Here is a 17,777-nt window from a genome sequence, read left to right on the forward strand (position 1 = left end):
ATTTCCCAGGCGGTCGCCTTTGCGCCGTTCTCGCAGAATTCCATGGGGTGAGGTTTGGCAGGCTTGGCCCAGGCGCAGCTGACGCACATATAGCCGTCGGCCTTGTTTTGATGGGCAAGCAGCGAGGGTCCCGATCGCGGCACATGCTCGCGCAGAAGAATTTCTCCAGTCGATCTCGCGGCGCCCCATCCGCCTGCTGCATGGCTGCCCTTACCGATTTTGGGGTGATTTTTCGCTCTGGCTGACATTTTCGCCTCTCGACACGTCCTGCGAAGAAAATCTGACCGACGCTCCGTCACGCCGAACTCCGACAGAGCCCAACTGTTCCATGCGATAGCTTCGCGGCATTTGAGGCGGGAAACTTAAGTGTGAGCGTCCATTGACTGAGCAACATGCAGGGTTGCTTTCGACCGGTCGGGCGCCGGTCTCTCAATATCAGACGTCCATATCACTTTTCGGCTGATCACGGCAGATGGGATCAGTCGACCAAATTGTTTCCGAGCATCGACAGCAAGGATCCGCGTGCCCGGTTGACCCGGCTTTTCAGGGTGCCGAGCCGGCAGCCGCACAGCCTTGCAGCGTCCTCATAGCTTGTGCCGCTCGCCACCAATATCAATGCGCGGCGTCTGTCGTCGGGAAGTTTCGTCAAAGCTTGCTGCAGCTCGCGCTCGCGCAGTGCCCATTCCTGGCTCGGCGCAATTGCGACTTTTTCCAAAGCCGCCTCCACTGCCGTTGGCTCACGTTTCTGTCGGCGGTAGATCGTGCAAAAAGTGTTTTTGAGTATTGTGAACAACCAGGACTTAAGAGAGGTGCCGGGCTGGTAGAGGTGCAGAGAGTGCAGTGCCTTCACCAGGGTTTCCTGCACGAGGTCATCGATGTCGTCTTCGCTGCGCAGGAACCTTCGAGCAAAGGCGCGTAACGCCGGTGTCAACTGAACGATTTCCATTTCGATGGCCGACGGTTTCCTGCAGTCAGATGCGGTGCTTGTTGGGAATGAGGACTTCATGTTTCCCTCCTGTGATAAGAAGGAAAGCGGCATCAATGATCTTCGTTGCAGTACGATATCGGACCAAACCCCAGTATGTGATGGATCGTCAGCTATGCCGTGCAGCTCCTACGGAGCCGTTGAAGAATTCTCCGCTGATCCGGATCCAAGCACTTTGCCCGCCTCCACGGCTTGGCGGGCTGAACGCGCCCCGTACGGTCGGGCCTGGGCTGCGCTCTCTGACCACAGCCTGATCAAGGACTACCGCAGGGGAGGGGTGGGCGAGCCTGCCTGCCAGCGCTAAACGGCGTGCGAGCTGCTCGCCGGCAGCGCCCGCGTGCGGGAATTCTGAACTCGCGCTCTAGCTGTTTGAAGCCTGTGACCGGAACGATCCCGACGTCTTTGGGTTAAAGGCGCATCTCCGTGCGGCAGTATCTCGAAGCGATTATGATATCGTCGAAGGCGAAACCGATCCGTCCTTCGTTGTCACCAGAGCTGACCCGGCGCGTCGAAAGACGTCCAAGACACGTCCGACGGACGCGCGAGGGTGGTCTTTCGTCCGAACAAAGGCAATTAGATGTCTTTCCATGGTTTCGAATTACGAATGATAGATGTGGACGCTGGTCACATTCGAGTTCGCGTTGGAGGACGCGGGCCGCCTGTTCTCCTCCTACACGGCCACCCGCGCACGCACATGACCTGGGGCAGGGTGGCAGATCGGCTGGCGCCGTCGTTTACGGTTGTCTGTCCGGATCTCCCTGGTTTCGGGGAGTCCTACGTACCCCCCGATTCCTCCGATAGTCGCCACTCGTCGAAAGATGCGAAAGCAGCGGCGATGATGGAGCTCATGAACAGGTTGGGCCATGATGAATTCTTCCTAGTCGGCCACGATCGAGGAAGCCTGACGGCTTTTCGCATGGCAATAAACCATCGTCAGGCTGTTCGCAAATTGATCCTGGTCGATTGTCTGCCTGTACTCGAACATCTTGAGCGGGCCGATTGGAAGTTTGCTCGAGACTGGTATCACTGGTTCTTCTTCGCCCAGCCCGACAAGCCCGAACGCGTGATCTCTGCCGATCCGGAAGGATGGTACGACAAGCTTTCGCCAAGCCTCATGGGCGAGGAAGCCTATGAGGACATTCGTGCGGCCATTCATCGACCCGAGACGGTCCACGGTATGATAGAGGACTACCGCGCCGGGATTCGGATCGACCACGTCCATGACAGGGCGGATCGCGACGCCGGTCGGAAAGTCGGCTGTCCGATGCTATGTCTGTGGTCGTTGCAGGACGATCTCGAACAAATCTATGGCGACCCGGTTGCGATCTGGAGGAACTGGGCGATTGACGTGCGTGGCTACGGCATCGACAGCGGACATCATGTGGCCGAAGAGAACCCGGGCGATCTTGCGAAAGCCATCGTTGGCTTCCTGAGTGGGTAAGCGGAATTACGAAAACGCTCGATGCGCCGTTGGACGTTATCGCAACCTTCTCCCACCGTTGGATTCCCATCCGTCGCACGCGCGGAGCTCCCGCATATCCGCAGCCGGCGGCTTTCGCCTCAGTGATCGCTTTCAGTCCCGTCGCCGACAGTCTCCCACGATTGAATTGGATCAGCTCGACCCATTGAGTTTGTGCGCGGAATGTTTTTTGCAGTCCATGCGGGTAATCACGCGGTGCCATGCTCGGGACGGGCGAACGCCTTCGCCAGTTCATCGGAATCGTCCTCGTCGGCGTTCTTCGGATCGCAACCGCCGCTTCAACCGGCTTGTTAGATGGTTTTGGAAGCCGAGCCCACTCCGGACGGTCTTCGATCCCTGAACCCTTGTTAAGCCTGTTGTGACTTCGACCATGTGAGTTTGCATGGCAAAAAGCCGTCGGAGGGCTCGCGGCCGCTGCGGGTCTTTTTGCTGCCGCCGCGGGGACCTTTTTGCATCGTTAACGTTGTCATCCTACGAAACGAGGAGAGCAAGATGTCATCGAAAGCCACCGCCGTGAAGCAGCGCGATATCCAGGCTCAGGTCGAAAAGGCCGACAAGAAAGCGAAATTGAAGGCGACCGGCGCCATGCAGGCTGGCGCTCGGCATTATCCTGAACCACCATTCCCGAAAGTTCATCAAGACAAGCCCGGCTCCGAAGCCGATCTTCCGCTCGCCCCGATGTGTGACGCACCCTTCTACGAGGGCTCGGGAAAGCTAAGGGACAAGATTGCCCTCATAACAGGTGGCGATTCCGGCATCGGTCGCTCCGTTGCGATCCTGTTCGCAAGGGAGGGTGCCGATATCGCCATTGTTCATCTCGACGAGGATCAGGATGCGGCGGACACGAAGGCGGCTATCGAAAAGGAGGGCCGCCAATGCCTCGTCATCAAGGGCGACGTCAAGGATCCGAAGTTCTGCCGGGAAGCTGTTCAAAGGACTACCGAGCATTTCTCGCGCCTTGATGTACTTGTAAACAATGCAGCGTTCCAGGTCCACACCGCTGACATCGAGGACCTGACCGACGAGCACTTCGATGAGACGCTGAAAACCAACCTCTACGGTTACTTTTACATGGCGAAGGCGGCAATACCTTACCTGACGAACGGATCGGCGATCATCAACACAGGATCGGTCACCGGACTGGAAGGCTCGAAGGAACTGCTGGACTACTCGATGACGAAGGGTGGTATCCATGCTTTCACCAAGGCTCTTTCAAGCCAACTCGTTCCAAAGGGCATCCGCGTCAACGCTGTCGCGCCGGGGCCTGTCTGGACGCCGTTGAATCCTTCGGACAAGCAGGCCGATGACGTTGCCAAATTCGGCAGTCAGACAACAATGAAGCGTGCGGCGCAGCCCGAGGAGATTGCGCCCGCGTACGTCTTCCTCGCCTCCCCGCAGATGTCGAGCTACATCACCGGCGAGATTTTGCCGATCGTCGGCGGATATTGAGGCCGGCGATGGCGATGTTCTATTTCCAACTGTTCGATCATGAAGGCGTTCGTCCCACGGAAATGGCGTACGAGTTCGATTCAACCGAAGCAGCGATCAAAGAGGCGCGAACGGCCCTGTCCGAAATGGCGGCCGACGGTCTTCCATCCACCGAATACAACATGCTGTGCGTTGAAGTCTTCGACGCACAACGCAACCCCATCCGAGAAATCAGGCTCGTTCTCGAGGAGATCGACACGTCCAGGGCCGTATCTTGAGGAGATATAACATGGTCACCAACCGCAACGACCCCGGCGAGCCGAGGGTCACCGAAACCGCGACCGAGGCAAGGCAAGCGAGCTACGGGAAACCTGTGTTTGCCGTTCTTGTCTGCGGGATTCTACTCGCGTTGCTGGCGTGGGGAGGTGTCGAAATATGGGGCGAGAGCATCGATCGAGATGAGAAACCGACCGCTTCTACGACGCCCGATCCGATCAACGCGCAGCCTTCCGGGCCGGGTACGTTTGACAATAATGCTGCCGACGGCAGCAGCCGTCCGCCCGAGGCCACCGACCGGTCTCCGAGCCCGAGCGGTAACGGTGGTGGCCCGACACAGGTTACGACGCCGGCGGGCACAGAAAAAATCCGGTAGGCCGCGTCCAATTTCCGCGGGCTCTGCCAAGCCGGGAACCTTCGCCAGCGTCATTTCCACCAGACGGGCCCGAGGACCCCGCTGACGCGCTTAGAAGACCTGAAAGGACGGAGGCCGCCTCGAGGGCCAGATCACTAGTCGCCAACAGCAGGAGGCAGGCCGCCGACGTCGCCGCGGTAACAACATGCCTCGGCCGAAATTCCACGGCGGAAGAAAAAAGGGGTGGGGCGAACGACTTTCACCTCGGCGGCGGCTCCTGATTAGCAACGTCGGCGACTAACTCGCGTCTAGTGGACGTTTATTCGGAACTTGATCCTCAAATCAAAGTTCAGTCCCCGAGATCATCAAGATCTCTCAAGGAGGAATACAATCATGGCATCCACTGGAGCAGATACATCGCATTCCAAAGGCGGCTCGAAGTCGGGCGCAGCCAAGGGCGCTTCGTCGGCAAAGACAGGCACCTCGTCGGGCAAGCAGGGCGGTTCGCACGAGCAGCACGTCAAGGCAGGCGAGCAGAGCCACAAGAACTCGAAGTAACTTTCCTATCCTTCATCCGAGTGTGCTCAACGGGCGCGGATCACTCCGCGCCCGGACCGTATCGACGATTGGTTCAGGCTGGCCTTGTCGACGTCGTAGCTGCCGCCCGGATCGAGGTCCCCATTGTTGGTCTTAGCCTCGCCGACCTCGATGCCGACGACTGTCACGTCCGCGCCGGCAGCCTCGACGGCCTCCTTAGGCTTTGTGAATTCTGCTTCTTCCGTGCCGCGCGGGGCGATCAGGACAGCGATCTTCTTGCCTTCGAGGGTCATGATCTCTCCATTTTTTAGCTGAAGTTTTGACGGGAACGTCGCGTCCGAAACCCATCCGAACGGTCGAAGTTCCAGCGTGAAGGCCACCCCATGACGGATATGACTGTACGGTACTGGACGCTCTGCCTATGGCTGGAACAAGACGTCGCGCACCCCGTTCCCCGATCTCCCTAACCCTAAGGAGAAAGACATGGTCACGATGGTAGGTAACGAGGCGGACATAAAGGATCTCGTCAAGAACCTGCTCTACCTCGAGCACGACGCGATCGCCGCGTACGACTCCTGCATTGAGCGTCTCGACAGCCGGGAACTCGCCGGCCAGATTTCGGTCTTCAAGGAAGACCATCTGCAGCACGTCCAGGTCCTGACTGCAATGGCACGGGAACTCGGTATCGAAGCTCCAACAGAAGGCGATATGAAGCAGATGCTGACGACGGGCAAGATCGCACTGGCCGACCTCATGGGCGACGCCGCGATCCTGAAAGCAATGAAGACGAACGAAGACGACACGGTGACCGCCTACGAGCGGGCTGTCCGCCACGAGGATGCGATCCCAGCCTCGAAAGCCTTCTTCATGAAGGCTCATCAGGACGAGGAGAAGCATAGGTCCTGGATGGAGACGACAGCGAAGACGCTCTGATCTTGACACCTGAAACATCATTGAAGGATTACCACGCGAACCAACGACAAGCTGCCGCCGCAAATGATTTCGCGCGGCTCCGGCCGTGTGGGTGAACGAGGGTGCTCTGCCATGTGGGTTCGAGCGCCCTCGCTTGTCTGGCAACCGTGAGCGAGGGCAATTGAGCGAACACTCGTTGATCATCTTCCTCCACGGCATCGGCGCGTCGGGGCCCAGCTTGCGCCATTGGCTTCTTCCTGGCGCGCAAGCCTCCCGAACGCCCGCTTCGCGGCACCCGACGCTCCCTTTCATCACCGCTACGGTCATCAGTGGTTCAGCGTCGAGGGCAATCCGCTTGCCCCGGAACGCATTGTCGCTGTCAGGGAAGCATTTGACAAGGTGATCATCGCCGTTGCCCGGCGGGAAGGCTTTGAGAACGCCCATGACCAGATCGCGTTCGTGGGCGTCTCCCAGGGAGCGGTTGTTGCGCTTGAGGCTGTTGCCTCCGGACGCTGGCAGATCGGGGCGCTCGTCGGATTCTCCGGCCTCCTTCCGCCGCAACCGGTTTCGCGAGCGAGTAAGAACACGCCCGTTCTTCTCGTCCATGGCGAGAACGATAGGACCATCCCGCCGTTGGCCTCACGGCTCGCCGCTGCGCAGCTCTCAACGGCCGGCTTCAAGGCCGAACTGGAGGTCGAACGGGGGACAGGACACACGATTTCCACCTCCGGCGCGCAGAAGGCGCTATCTTTCCTAAAGAAGTCGCTGCTTTAGGTGCAACAGAGCAAACAACAGATCATTTTCCATCGATAACCGACAAGCATTCCAGGTGGCGCGCCGTCTGTTCGACACAATGACCCCCGCGCTGTTTCACGAGACCTTTCCAATGGATGGCGATTGCGTGCAGGGCTGGATAGTCCCCCGCACGACGGCCCGAAAGCGCATCGACCGATGGCTTGCCTCCGAGACCGACGGCAGGACCCCTTATGAAGAAGAATGGCGTCGCGACGGACGAGGAACACATGGCGACGACGCGACGAGGCCGAGCATGAGGACCGTGCGAAGGCGGCTGGCGGTCAGGATCATGAGGCCAAATTCGGGCTAAGTAGGGCGTGTCGAAGCACGTGGTCAAGAAGGCCTTCTAGCCCCCGCTAATTTTTGCAGGAAGGTCGAAGACCAGCTTGGCAAGAAAAAGCATCGGCGATCATCCGTTGGTCCGCAAGCGTACTGACGTTTACGGCATTGCGCGCGTTTCTTCTAAAGGAGGACGCTACCATGAGCGACGATGTCAGGACCAGGAATTCCACGACGAGTGCCGAACGACTTTCAGTCATGGAGCGGACGAACGCCGCGGCCCGCGAGACGCTCGCCGAAGAGCGACTTCGACGCGAGGCTAAGACCGAGCGGCTGCGGAAGGCCCGGTTGCAGGCGCAAGATCAGGCGCAGCAGCTTTAAACGCAAGGAGATCACATGGACGACGAAATTCGCAAGGCCGCTTACAAGCGATGGGAAGACGAAGGGCATCCGAAAGGGCAGCACGAGCGCCACTGGCGGGAGGCCGAGGAAGAAGTCCGGTCGAAATCAACCGGCGTTCCCCAAACGTGGTCGTCCGATCATGGAGGCGGTGTCAATCCGCCTTCCGAGGGCCCGGCGCTTCGGAACCTTCCTCGGCGAACGAACCCGGTAGTGTCAAGCCGGGGGAGCTTGCGTCCGAAAACAAGTAGCTGTCGCTTTTCGTGGCGGCCGGCGTCCGCTCGTGACGGAGTTCGCGCGCCGGCTGGTCGATCGGATTGCCCGGGAGTGCAAATACCTGACTCCCTCAAAACCGGGAACTTCTTGAATCGACGTGCGTTTTGCGACGATCGGAAACCAACAGGAGGCAATATCATGGCAACCACTTCCCGAGGCCGCGCTCAGGATCGCGCAAAGGTCGCCGGCGGACAGGATCACGAAGTCCGCTACGAGGCGAAGAAGGAAGGCGTTTCAAAGGACACCGTTAAGACGGCTGTGAAGAGCGCAGGCAATTCGCGCAAGAAGGTCGAAGCGGAAATCGGCCGTCGCTAAGCCTTTGAGATCGCGACCTCCGCCGCCAATCTCTCTTAATCGGTAGGCTAGCGCCCCGCCTCCCTGGCGAGAAAGGTGGCTATCCTCGCCAAGGATGGGCAACCCATCCTATGAGGAATGTGTTGCCCGCCGAGCAGGAGGACGAGCGGCCAACAGATCGAGGCTATCGGGAAGAGTCGTTCGCTTGGCGAAAAGCGGAGGTCGCCAAGCGCGTCCGCAGCGCAGCAGAGCTGCTGTCACGCGGCAGTCTGGTCTGGATCGGACGAGAGCCTCTGGATCGCTAAATCGGAACCACATATTTCGCCAGGTGCACGTTTTAGCGTCAAAGATATCGTCAGCTCGGAGTCGCGATGTTTCGTCCAGTTGCTGCGCCGCTCTTCAATGCATCAACCTCCTCAGATAGGCGATCTTTGATCTCGTCGTGTGCGTCCGATGCCACTCCAACAGCACGTTCAAGGACGTCAGCTGCAACAGCTTTCCCTCGATCGATAAGCTCGGAGCTCTGAGCGCCCAACGCGTCCTTGGCGGCGTCTGAGGCCTCTCCTGCCAATTCGTCTTCCGTCTCCGTGCTAGGAAGGGCTGCGCCAATAGCAGCTCCGACAGCAAATGCCAGCGCGCCTCCAACCAGCGGCTGATCGCGAAACTGGGTAAGGATCAAGGTGTTGAGGTCCGTGGCCTGTTCCTGCAGATTTGTCGCAGCAGATGTCGTTCGGCTGGTCAGCGAGCTTGCCGTCCCCGCCGCGCTCTCTGCTATATCGTGCGCTGTCGTCTTAACTTGCTCCCATTTTTCCGCAGCCCAGCCGGATGCCGCGTCGAAGATCGCCCCCGTCTCGTCGAGGATTTGATTGACCTGTTTTCCGCTGGCATCGACGAAACCGCGATAGGTCTTACCTGTGTCGTCCATAAAATGGCCGGCGCGGCGTCCCGTTTCGTCGGTGAGTGCTTTCAGTTGCCTGCCAGAGCCATCGCTGAAGTGACTGTATCGCACGCCCCCGATCGATGTGGGCGGACCAAGTCGACGGACCGGCCCCTGAACAGGGTAGAGATCATATTCCGGCTCCCGAGAATCGGGTGCAGTCGTCGAAGGGGAACCTTTGGCCATCAGCCAGGCCAGACTGACGCCCATCAGCGCCACCGGCAGGGGATTTTCTTTAAGGGTTCGCGCAAGGTTTCCGACGAACTCGCTGCCCCCGCTATTCCTCGCGTAAGCAAGAACCTCGTCCACCAGCTGGCCCGGCGACATTCGCTCCTGGATAGCGTCTAATCGATCTCCAAGCCGTTGCCGATCTCGCTCGATTTCTCGCTGCAGCTCGGCCGATGTTTTGTCTGTCGAGGTTTCCATCAGAGTTTATCCTTCACGGTTTGCACATCGCGGCCAAGCGAAGTGGTGGTTCGTTCGAGCGTCAGGTTGTTGCGTCGGAAGACCGCGAGACCACGCGCGATCATGATCCATGCAATCAGCCCGATGACGACGCCGACGGCTGCGGACGCCAGCGCATTGGCAGTCGGCTCGGCAAACCCTTGAGCCACGAGGAATGCGGCGACACCGCTGACGATGGCACTCAACAGGACGCCGACCGCACCGATCGCCAGAACCAGGCCGATCAGGAGGATTTCGACACCGCCCAAAGCATCCGATAGCTTCTCGGCCGCTTCGGTTTTGGCCAGGTCGATTTCTTTTCGCAAGAGACCAGTGACGTCGCGCAGAAGTCCGCTGATCAATTCGGACAGCGGCGTGTTTTCCGAGATCTTAGTCATTTAAATTGCCCTCGCTTCCGGAAACTGATCTCACCGCTTGCGATGGCCCGGTCGGTCGGGTTTGATCGTTCCTTTTTGCAGAGGCGATCAGGAAACGACTTGCAGTTAGGCCCGCGAGTGCTGCGATTCCAAGAAATGCCATTGGCTGCCTGCGCCCGAAATCCTCGGCCAAAGTTGCCATTTCACCGAGGTCCTTGCCTTCAATCCTTCTGGCAACATTTGCGATGCTCTGGCCGATTTCGCGCGCGTAGCGGCCAACCTGTGGCTGATCAGCGCCCTCTAATTCTGCCCCGACCTTCTCGAGAGCTTTCGCCACGCCCCTCACCTGATGGGCGGCATAGTGCGTCTGGTCGGAAACAACCTCGTCGACCTTCTTGATGACGGCGCCGGAGCTCTCCTTGATCATCTCCCTCGTCGAGTCGACATCTTCGCTGAGCTTGTTTTTGAGATCAGTGATTGGTGGGACATTCGCAGACGGACTGCGTTCTCCTGCCGGAGCGGAAAAATCATTTATCATCGAGAGCCTCCCTGGATCCGATCCTTTTGTGGGCGCCGAACCTCGATCTTCCAGCTTTGTTCCCGGTGGGTTTGTGTGTTCCATAAAAACTTTTTGCGCCACAGCCCGGGAGGGCAGGGGGTGCGTCAGACATCAGCGCAGGCGAAAGGGAACCGGGACACCCGCAAAACGGGACCTCGTCCAAGATTCTGCCACCAAAGTCATCAAAGCAGATGCCAGGCAGTTGGACGGACTAACGTGATAGGCGTTCGAGCGTCGTGACGTCTTCAGCGCCCGTCCGCGTTGGAACGGTGGCCGCACCCCGCTCGTGCCGCATGCTAAGTCGTACAAAGCCCTCGGTATCGCGCCGATTCGAACGACCCGCCCACCCCATATTTACGGCTGGGAGCCGGAACAACCTTTGGCTTGCAGCTTCTGAAGCGACGCGTCGAGTCTGATGGCGATACCCGTTGCAGCATAATCGAGAGAGACATCTCCGAACGCGGCGAGACTCGCTCTAACGAGCCGCGAGCCGAAGCCCTTTTTCTTGGGGCTTTCAACAACCGGTCCGCCGCGTTCCTGCCAAAGCAGGTGAAAGCGATCGTCGCCGGCGTTTTGCAGCACCGACCATTCGATTCTGACAGATCCGGTATTCACCGACAAAGCCCCGTATTTCGTCGCGTTCGTGACCAATTCGTGCAGCACGAGGGAGAATGAAAGCGCCGCCTGGGGGTTCAGATGAACGTCGGGACCACTTGCCTCGATACGGTCCGGCTCAAGTCCGAGATTGGTTGCTGTCGCCTCGACAATCGTATCCATGGTCGCCGATAGCCAGTTCTTCTGCAGTAAAATATCATGGGCGTTTGCATAGGCATTGATGCGCGCCGAGATTGACTGCTCGGCTTCCGCCATGCTGCTCGCACTTCGAAAGGACTGGCTAATGATCGCCTGAACGACGGCCAGCGTGTTCTTGATGCGATGGGAGAGCTCGTGCATCAGGACGCGCTGGCGCTCCTCATTTTCTCTCTGCTCGGTTCGATCCCTGAGGATCTTCAGGAAGCCTTCCAGTTCGCCATCATCCGATCTCAACGCCATCATCTGGCCCGACGCCCAGAATAACGAGCCATCCTTTCGCACGTGCCAGCGTTCGTCGTCTCCATGGCCGTCCGTCAAAGCGGCGGTCATTTCCCGTTGAGGGGCCCCGGCCTCACGGTCGTTCTCCGTGAAAATCACGGCCACGGGCCGACCGATAATTTCGGGGTCTTCCCAACCGAAGATCCGGCGTGCCCCTTCATTCCACGTGGTGACGAGACCTTCGAGATCCACGGCAATGATCGCATATTCGATGGCACTCTGGAGGATGGCTTCGAGAAAGCGCTCCCGAGCCCGACTGGGATGCGAAAAGCGGTTCATGTTCTTGTTCCGCGCCTGATTGTTCAGATCACATGAGAATGGACTTACCTCCAATCCTATACCTGACGCTGCCGTATTGCCATCGCGCGTGATGCTTATGCGGCACGGTGTCCGCAAAGCCTCTGAAGTAAGGCAAGTAGGCGATCGTCGGGAAACAAAGGAACGCGGGCGACGTTATCAGCCGATGACTGATGAAGCGTAGAAGCATGACGACTCACTCGACAAAGAAACTACACGGGGAGCCTTCGGCATCGTCAAAAACAGCCTTGGCCGATCGGAAAGAATTAGCGGCGGTCGCGTTCGAACGCACACGGATGCCCATGGTTGTCACGGACGCACGCAAACCCGATTTACCGATCGTTCTGGCAAACAAATCATTTCTCGATCTGACAGGGTATGCAGCCGACGAGGTGGTGGGTCGCAATTGCCGATTTCTGCAAGGGCCTGCGACCTCACCGATTGCTGTTGCCGAAATTCGCGCCAGCATCGCCGAGGAGCGTGACGTCAGCGTCGAGATCCTCAACTATAAGAAAAGTGGAGAGCCATTCTGGAACCGCCTGCACTTGAGTCCCATCCATGGGGATGACGGAAGGATCCTGTATGTCTTTGGATCGCAAATCGACATGACGGAGTACCGGCGGGTTGAGGCGCTTGAGGCTTCCGAGCATCGCCTCCTCATGGAGGTCGACCACCGGTCGAAGAATGTCCTCGCCATCGTTGACAGCATCGTTCGCCTCAGCAACGCCGACGATGCGGCCCTTTATGCCGCTGCTATCCAGCATCGCGTGCAGGCGCTAGCCCGAGCACATAATTTGCTGGCCGAGCGAGGGTGGGCGAATATCTCGGTCGAGGAACTCGTTCGGCTACAGGTGACGCCGTTCGCAGCCACCCGCGTTGCTTTGAACGGGCCTGATATCAGGCTGCCGGCGACAGTTGTCCAACCGGTCGCGCTCGTGCTTCACGAACTCGCCGTCAACGCGGCCCGTCATGGTGCGCTTGCCAAGCCGCTCGGAAAGCTATCGATTGACTGGGCGCCCGGACAGTCGGATGACGGCTTCAGGCTGAGATGGAAAGAGGTCGGTTCTGGCCCGCCGCCCAAGTCAACCAAACGAGGCTTTGGCACGGTGATCGTCGGCGCAATGGTGGAAAAGCAACTGAAGGGGCAGTTCGAGAAAACCTGGTTGGATGACGGCCTGCTTATCGAGATCGAGGTGCCCGCTACCGGCTCTAGGCCGGTATGACGCGCATCGCTGAAACTGAAATTGAGGGAGATCGCGGGCCATGCCGCTATCCCTCGTTTCCCTTGAGCCTAGCCAGATGTTCGGAACACACAACCTTGACCAGCTCAAGTAATAACGAGGTTTTCTCCGCGAGCCAGCTAACCGCTTCCTCGCTGATTTCGAAATGCTTGGAATAGCGCGCCTTAACACAGATCGGCATAGGGGGCGATCGATGTGATCGCACCCCTGCCACACCACCCGGCACGCGGGTCCGCACCGAGCGGTTCGAGAGATTGAGGTTTATGCGAGTCTGGGCATTCCAAGTTGGTCGGCCCATTTGATCGTGAGGACGGTGTTGAGGACTTTGGCGCTGTTGCGCCACCAGCGACGGGAATTTCCCGCATGATGGCTCTGCTGCGGCGCCTTTATGGCCGGCTTTCACCTGACGGTGAACGAGGTCAAGAGCGCCGTTGCCAACGTCCAGGCCGTCCACACCCGCAGCACCCTTGTTGGCTCGCACCTGCTTCCAGGCCCGCAGAAGGTTCTCTCGCATCAGGGCCGCCTCAAGCAGCCCTGACCTGTGTCATTCCCGGATCGCGGCGGGGCGCGGCTTCGTCAAGATCGCAGCACCGGCAGGCATCACCCGACGGCCTCTCCGATCTCCAGGACATTCCCGGCATCTGACGCATGGCCTTGCTCATCCTCGGTAGGAACTTCACTCTCTCTCGTTCGGCCCTTCGTTCGCACCAAGGCGCTCCCTACTACGGCCTCTGCTGACTTCTCGCTCCGGCTCGACACCGTCGCCCTTTCAGGCACAAGGCGAGATCTCACCAGGCAAGAACGCACTTCTTCACTGCACGACCGCCGGATTTACGCCACCGCCCCTTGGTCACAAGAGCTTCGCGGTTTTTAGCCCGCTCGCCCTGGTCGGCACCGCCTCATATCCGATTCTTGTCCATCGGCCCGCAGTTGCGATCCACGCTTCCTCCCCACGATCGGTCACCCTCTCGCAGTTGCGCTTCTCTTCGTTCGCCATGACCAGCTTACGGTGGGACTTCCACCCACAAGGGTGCGCCCATGCTGGGCGCACTAAAAAAAGCCCCGCTATTTGCGGGGCTAGTTAGTAGCGTGCATAGAAAGGTGGTTGCCCCAAGTTAATGGGAACGGACCCAGCGCTTCCTCGCGCTTTAACTTGCCTTTACGATCAGAGTTCCCACGCGCAATATCTTTTTTCAAGGGTTCGATAAGCAGCCGGAGGGATGGGGCGTCATCCTTTGCCAAATGTGCCGAGTTCTGAGCTGGTAACGTAAATGCCATCTCTTAACAGCGGTCGCGGACCAACGGCCCGCACGGGCAGCCAAACTGTATGACTTTCAGTTTGCCAAAATAGCCTTCCGGGAAAGGAAGGCTCAGAAGGAACCGATAACATATCCAGCTGCGCCTTCCTTCCATCGTCCATCAGGGGGTGGACACCAGACGCTATGCCAGTTGGTGAGCGCGTGTAAGCCCGGACCTAGGTCCCGCGCGCTTTCGTACCAAAGAGGTAGATTCGTGATCGTAGATCTTGATGGTCTGCCCGTTGGAAGCGACATGCAGTCCGTGCAGCGGAGGAACTATGGCTTATCGGCAACGTTTAGCCGGAACACTCATGATCCTGGGAGGAAAATATGAAAATACTGGTCATCTCTGGCGCATTCCTACTTCTGTCCCTCGGAGGAGCGGCGGTAGCTCAGACCACGACGGTCGTGGTTCCTGGCGAGGTCAAAACCTATGTCGAAAAACAGGACACGCCATCCGTCACCTTTGAAGGCGACGTCGCAGTCGGTACGGCGCTTCCTGACACGGTCGAGATCCACACCATCCCCGATCAACCTGATTACGGTTATGTGGTGGTCAACAAAAAGCGTGTTCTCGTCAATCCGAAGACCCGCGCTGTAATTGAAGTCATCAAATAACCTTGAAAGCTTCGCGGGCCCGCTGCCGAGTCCGCGATGCCTCTATCGTTCCACCCTCCTTCGCGTCAGGTTCCGTTCGCTCGGGACCAACTGTTGAATAAGACTTGCATCCACTTCAGCCAGCCGCGTCAAGCGACGTCGCAACCTTGGCGTCGCCTTCGAGTGATCCAGAACCGAAGCAGCGATTTGATAGCCGGTTTTCGACCTATTCATTCGCCGCGGATCTTCAACTTTCGCCGCCGTCATCCCGCGACCAAGACAATGTCGTAGCCGGCGCAAACCCTTCTGGAGAACAAGCAGAAGCACGAAAATTGGGTCGGTCCGGAAAATTGACTGCATCGCCACGAGTGAAAAGTAAGTTCTTTGACTCTGTCGGAATTCCCAAAACGCAAATTATGAGTGGCATCCATTGCACTTCGAACCGCATAGAGGGAGTTGGGGATTTGCAGCCAGCGAGCGCCGAACGACCTCCAACGCGCTTTTGCCCATTTGCAGATGATTGGACGACATACGGCCAGGGTGCTTTCGGTATCCGACCAGCGCTTCGAGCGACGCCCGACATCGATTGATAAAGCTTCACCAGGGAGGTTCTGACTGGAGACAGCAACATTGCTAAACCCTCCCTGGTGTCCTTTGAACGAGGATTAGGAAAATCTAAGCGGGATCGCGCGGGGGGAAAGATGGACTTAGGTCCGACTGGCGATCTTGGGACTCACTTCGGGCAGGATCGGAGGCTGGATGAAGTTCGGGCAGAACCTTGGGATCAGGCGCGCCAGACTGCACTCGCTTGGTCGCGCGAGCGTTGGTGGGCCCTTGACGCCGCGACTAGCAAGTAGCTGTCGGCGAACCCGGGGGCTTACGGGCGGCGCGAAATGGCGTGCGTCTGCGGTTTTGGAGCAACGACCGCTCCATGCTCGCCAGAGGAAGACCCCGCCTGAGCGGGGATAGTGAGGGGGGTGGTTTCTTCGCTGCGCCTGTGGCGACGCAACCTCCATTTTGACCGATCTTTCCTCATTTTGCAATAATTAGGGATGGCTAAAATATATATCTGCCCAAGTGCTTATGAAGAAAGGGTGCGGTTTCGTACCACCAGACGGTGGTCATTCAATTTCTGATATTACTGTATCGGCCGCTCAGCGATCTGCTAAACCCTAAGCATTTACTTCTCCTGTGCGTTGGGTGGCCGCTGATCTTTAATAATTACCTCGCGGAAAGAGGGCGACGGTGGCTCCATTTCAGACCGCGCAACACGTATTTGATGAAGTCGAGTTAGCTCTCTGTCAGCGCGTATTTGACCGTGTTAGCTCCCTGAAACGTGTTACGAGAGACGCCGAGCGTGAGGAATTGGCGAGCCGGATTATCCAGTCATTTCGACATGGGGTGAAGGACGAGGAATCCTTGGTGCGGCTCTTTATATGAAAGCTAGAATGGTGCGGAACGCGCGGGACCTAAACCGGTTGGATCGATCGGCCCAGAGCGATCGCAGTTCCTGCCGCATGATGCGCTGCAACTCTGGTGTTTCGCCCAACTGCCCCTCGGTGTTCGATATCATTGGTGGCGCAGGTGTATTCGAAAGCATGGACCCAGATACGTTCGCCATTGGCGATCGCTTCTTGATCAGCGGCACAGCGGACCCTCCAGCGCCGGGCGTAGTGAACTGGATCCCGTTGTCGGTGAACACGGTGTGGATCTTGTAGGGGACGGCTGCAATCAAGCGCAGGAGGAACTCGCGCGAGATGGAGGTGGTGGCCTTCTCGTGCAGTTCGACGAAGGCAAACTTTGGTGCGATCGATGGCAACGAACATATGCAGCTTGCCTTGTTCAGTGCGCACCTCGGCAATGTCGATGTGGAGTAGCCGATCGGGTAGCTCTTGAACTTCTTCTTCGCCGGCCTGTCGCCGTCGACATCCAGCAAGCGGCCGATGCCGTGACGCTGCAAGCACAGTGTAGTGCATTTTGCGACTGCAGCGACCTGCTGCCGGAGTGGCTTCGGCAGGATTTCGCTCGGAAAATCCTGAGAGGAGACCGGCCGAAGAAATCCATAGATTGCCAACGTTCCAACTGATGTCGACCTGCCGTCAGCGGTCACCGGGTAGGGGCGGCTGTGCACCATAGCAAGGGACACTTCGCCCCCCGACGACCGCATCGCCGAAGGTTACAGGGGCCTGAGCGACGCCGTGCATTTCGAACGGCTGAAGACGGCCTTGTTCCGGACGCGAGAGCGAACCCGTTTCGACCAGGCTGCCGCCGACCGCATCCTACCGGCGTCGCTCCGAAGCGAAGGCCAATGTTCAGCCGGTGTGATCGGCATTCGGCCCGAGCACGGCGCGATCCTATTTTTCAGCGCGGTTGAGAAGAATTCGCATTTCATCGAAGCGCCGCTTGCGGTCACCGTCATCGCCGTTCGGTGAATAGCACGTGCTCGATACGCAGAAGCGCGCCAGGTTGTGCGGCTTGTCCGCCTTGTCGAACTCGCATTCGAATATGTCGGTCATTTCGGCCGGCGGCGTTCCCTGCCGCGTTGAATACGACATGCGGACGCCCGGCGGCTTCAACTCGGGAAAGGATTGCACGGTGCCGATAGTGAGCTGATCCGTCATGAAGAAGCTCTTTGCGACGGATTTGCAGGTATCCTCGAGCTCAGGCGACTGCGCCATCGCATTTGCGGGCAAGGCGAACGCGCCTATGGCAAAGAGTATGATCGGCTTCCGCACTGCTACTTCCTCCGCTGTCTCTGTCGATTGAGGTAGAGCGGTGAGACCAAAAGCAAATAGTGGTCTGACTGCGATGAAATCCAAACCAGCCATGTCCGCTGCTGCATCGCGGATGGCTGGCGCGGTACGGTCATAACCGATCTGATCGCCATAGCCGATCGTGATATATTTTGGCATACAAATT

General features: G+C 58.4%; 18 protein-coding genes and 6 pseudogenes. 13 read left to right on the top strand and 11 right to left on the bottom strand.

The features are described 5' to 3' along the window. Positions 1 to 248: pseudogene (locus FHX14_RS32795) on the bottom strand (formate dehydrogenase); the annotation flags it as partial. Positions 249 to 478: 230 nt separating this feature from the next. Further along, on the bottom strand, positions 479 to 1,006 hold the full coding sequence (locus FHX14_RS17770; protein ID WP_184377932.1) for a sigma-70 family RNA polymerase sigma factor: 528 nt from the start codon (positions 1,004 to 1,006) through the stop codon (positions 479 to 481). A 556-nt stretch (positions 1,007 to 1,562) separates the two neighbouring features. Between FHX14_RS17770 and FHX14_RS17775 the strand changes: the two genes are divergently transcribed. The 5 genes from FHX14_RS17775 (at position 1,563) to FHX14_RS17795 (ending at position 5,082) form a co-directional block, all read left to right on the top strand. Beyond that, positions 1,563 to 2,426, top strand: a complete 864-nt coding sequence (locus FHX14_RS17775; protein ID WP_184377933.1) for an alpha/beta hydrolase — start codon at positions 1,563 to 1,565, stop codon at positions 2,424 to 2,426. Positions 2,427 to 2,957: 531 nt separating this feature from the next. Then, on the top strand, positions 2,958 to 3,914 hold the full coding sequence (locus tag FHX14_RS17780; RefSeq protein WP_184378155.1) for an SDR family oxidoreductase: 957 nt from the start codon (positions 2,958 to 2,960) through the stop codon (positions 3,912 to 3,914). A gap of 8 nt (positions 3,915 to 3,922) precedes the next feature. Then, positions 3,923 to 4,171, top strand: a complete 249-nt coding sequence (locus tag FHX14_RS17785; protein WP_003591061.1) for a hypothetical protein — start codon at positions 3,923 to 3,925, stop codon at positions 4,169 to 4,171. Between the two features lie 11 nt (positions 4,172 to 4,182). Next, positions 4,183 to 4,545, top strand: coding sequence for a hypothetical protein (locus FHX14_RS17790; RefSeq protein ID WP_184377934.1), 363 nt, complete (start codon positions 4,183 to 4,185; stop codon positions 4,543 to 4,545). A 372-nt stretch (positions 4,546 to 4,917) separates the two neighbouring features. After that, positions 4,918 to 5,082 carry a hypothetical protein gene (locus FHX14_RS17795; protein ID WP_003591063.1) on the top strand — a complete coding sequence of 55 codons (165 nt, stop codon included), beginning with the start codon at positions 4,918 to 4,920 and terminating at the stop codon, positions 5,080 to 5,082. 83 nt (positions 5,083 to 5,165) lie between these two features. Here FHX14_RS17795 and FHX14_RS17800 read toward each other — a convergent pair. Next, positions 5,166 to 5,354: pseudogene (locus FHX14_RS17800) on the bottom strand (protease); the annotation flags it as partial. 190 nt (positions 5,355 to 5,544) lie between these two features. On the opposite strand from FHX14_RS17800, the gene FHX14_RS17805 reads away from it, so the two are divergent. The 5 genes and pseudogenes from FHX14_RS17805 (at position 5,545) to FHX14_RS17825 (ending at position 8,037) form a co-directional block, all read left to right on the top strand. After that, entirely contained in the window at positions 5,545 to 5,994 is a 450-nt protein-coding gene (locus tag FHX14_RS17805) for a DUF2383 domain-containing protein (RefSeq protein WP_003591065.1), read from the top strand. Between the two features lie 225 nt (positions 5,995 to 6,219). Then, the gene (locus FHX14_RS17810; protein ID WP_246713412.1) at positions 6,220 to 6,747 is read left to right on the top strand and encodes a prolyl oligopeptidase family serine peptidase; all 528 of its coding nucleotides are present in this window, start codon (positions 6,220 to 6,222) and stop codon (positions 6,745 to 6,747) included. 501 nt (positions 6,748 to 7,248) lie between these two features. Further along, entirely contained in the window at positions 7,249 to 7,428 is a 180-nt protein-coding gene (locus tag FHX14_RS17815; protein ID WP_184377935.1) for a hypothetical protein, read from the top strand. A 15-nt stretch (positions 7,429 to 7,443) separates the two neighbouring features. Next, positions 7,444 to 7,500 (top strand): annotated as a pseudogene (locus FHX14_RS33075) (DUF2934 domain-containing protein); the annotation flags it as partial. Between the two features lie 360 nt (positions 7,501 to 7,860). Then, complete coding sequence (locus FHX14_RS17825; protein WP_003591071.1) at positions 7,861 to 8,037, top strand: DUF3606 domain-containing protein; 177 nt, start codon at positions 7,861 to 7,863, stop codon at positions 8,035 to 8,037. Between the two features lie 334 nt (positions 8,038 to 8,371). Here the strand turns inward: FHX14_RS17825 and FHX14_RS17830 are convergent, their stop codons facing one another. The 4 genes from FHX14_RS17830 to FHX14_RS17845 form a co-directional block, all read right to left on the bottom strand. Next, positions 8,372 to 9,379 carry a DUF3618 domain-containing protein gene (locus FHX14_RS17830; RefSeq protein WP_184377936.1) on the bottom strand — a complete coding sequence of 336 codons (1,008 nt, stop codon included), beginning with the start codon at positions 9,377 to 9,379 and terminating at the stop codon, positions 8,372 to 8,374. Then, positions 9,379 to 9,795, bottom strand: coding sequence for a phage holin family protein (locus FHX14_RS17835; RefSeq protein ID WP_184377937.1), 417 nt, complete (start codon positions 9,793 to 9,795; stop codon positions 9,379 to 9,381). Before FHX14_RS17835 ends, FHX14_RS17830 begins: the two co-directional genes overlap by 1 nt. After that, complete coding sequence (locus tag FHX14_RS17840) at positions 9,788 to 10,312, bottom strand: nutrient deprivation-induced protein (RefSeq protein WP_184377938.1); 525 nt, start codon at positions 10,310 to 10,312, stop codon at positions 9,788 to 9,790. Before FHX14_RS17840 ends, FHX14_RS17835 begins: the two co-directional genes overlap by 8 nt. Positions 10,313 to 10,687: 375 nt before the next feature. Then, positions 10,688 to 11,704 (bottom strand): HWE histidine kinase domain-containing protein, encoded by a 1,017-nt coding sequence (locus FHX14_RS17845; RefSeq protein WP_184377939.1) that lies wholly within the window; start codon positions 11,702 to 11,704, stop codon positions 10,688 to 10,690. Between the two features lie 206 nt (positions 11,705 to 11,910). On the opposite strand from FHX14_RS17845, the gene FHX14_RS17850 reads away from it, so the two are divergent. After that, positions 11,911 to 12,945, top strand: a complete 1,035-nt coding sequence (locus FHX14_RS17850) for a PAS domain-containing protein (RefSeq protein ID WP_184377940.1) — start codon at positions 11,911 to 11,913, stop codon at positions 12,943 to 12,945. Between the two features lie 46 nt (positions 12,946 to 12,991). Here the strand turns inward: FHX14_RS17850 and FHX14_RS17855 are convergent. Continuing rightward, a pseudogene (locus tag FHX14_RS17855) lies at positions 12,992 to 13,132 on the bottom strand (nucleotidyltransferase); the annotation flags it as partial. Between the two features lie 1,459 nt (positions 13,133 to 14,591). On the opposite strand from FHX14_RS17855, the gene FHX14_RS17860 reads away from it, so the two are divergent. Both FHX14_RS17860 and FHX14_RS33470 read left to right on the top strand, forming a co-directional pair. Next, a complete protein-coding gene (locus tag FHX14_RS17860) occupies positions 14,592 to 14,879 on the top strand; it encodes a DUF1236 domain-containing protein (RefSeq protein WP_003591081.1) in 288 nt (95 codons plus the stop codon). Positions 14,880 to 16,103: 1,224 nt separating this feature from the next. Continuing rightward, positions 16,104 to 16,298, top strand: a complete 195-nt coding sequence (locus tag FHX14_RS33470) for a hypothetical protein (protein ID WP_003591085.1) — start codon at positions 16,104 to 16,106, stop codon at positions 16,296 to 16,298. 232 nt (positions 16,299 to 16,530) lie between these two features. Here the strand turns inward: FHX14_RS33470 and FHX14_RS17865 are convergent. The 3 genes and pseudogenes from FHX14_RS17865 to FHX14_RS33080 form a co-directional block, all read right to left on the bottom strand. Continuing rightward, positions 16,531 to 16,821 (bottom strand): annotated as a pseudogene (locus tag FHX14_RS17865) (DDE-type integrase/transposase/recombinase); the annotation flags it as partial. A 36-nt stretch (positions 16,822 to 16,857) separates the two neighbouring features. Beyond that, positions 16,858 to 17,016 (bottom strand): annotated as a pseudogene (locus tag FHX14_RS32800) (aldehyde dehydrogenase (NADP(+))); the annotation flags it as partial. 196 nt (positions 17,017 to 17,212) lie between these two features. Continuing rightward, entirely contained in the window at positions 17,213 to 17,593 is a 381-nt protein-coding gene (locus FHX14_RS33080; RefSeq protein WP_054183966.1) for a hypothetical protein, read from the bottom strand. Positions 17,594 to 17,777: the final 184 nt, after the last annotated feature.

Source organism: Rhizobium sp. BK619, from assembly GCF_014195245.1.
In the GTDB taxonomy this organism is placed as follows: Bacteria; Pseudomonadota; Alphaproteobacteria; order Rhizobiales; family Rhizobiaceae; genus Rhizobium; species Rhizobium acidisoli.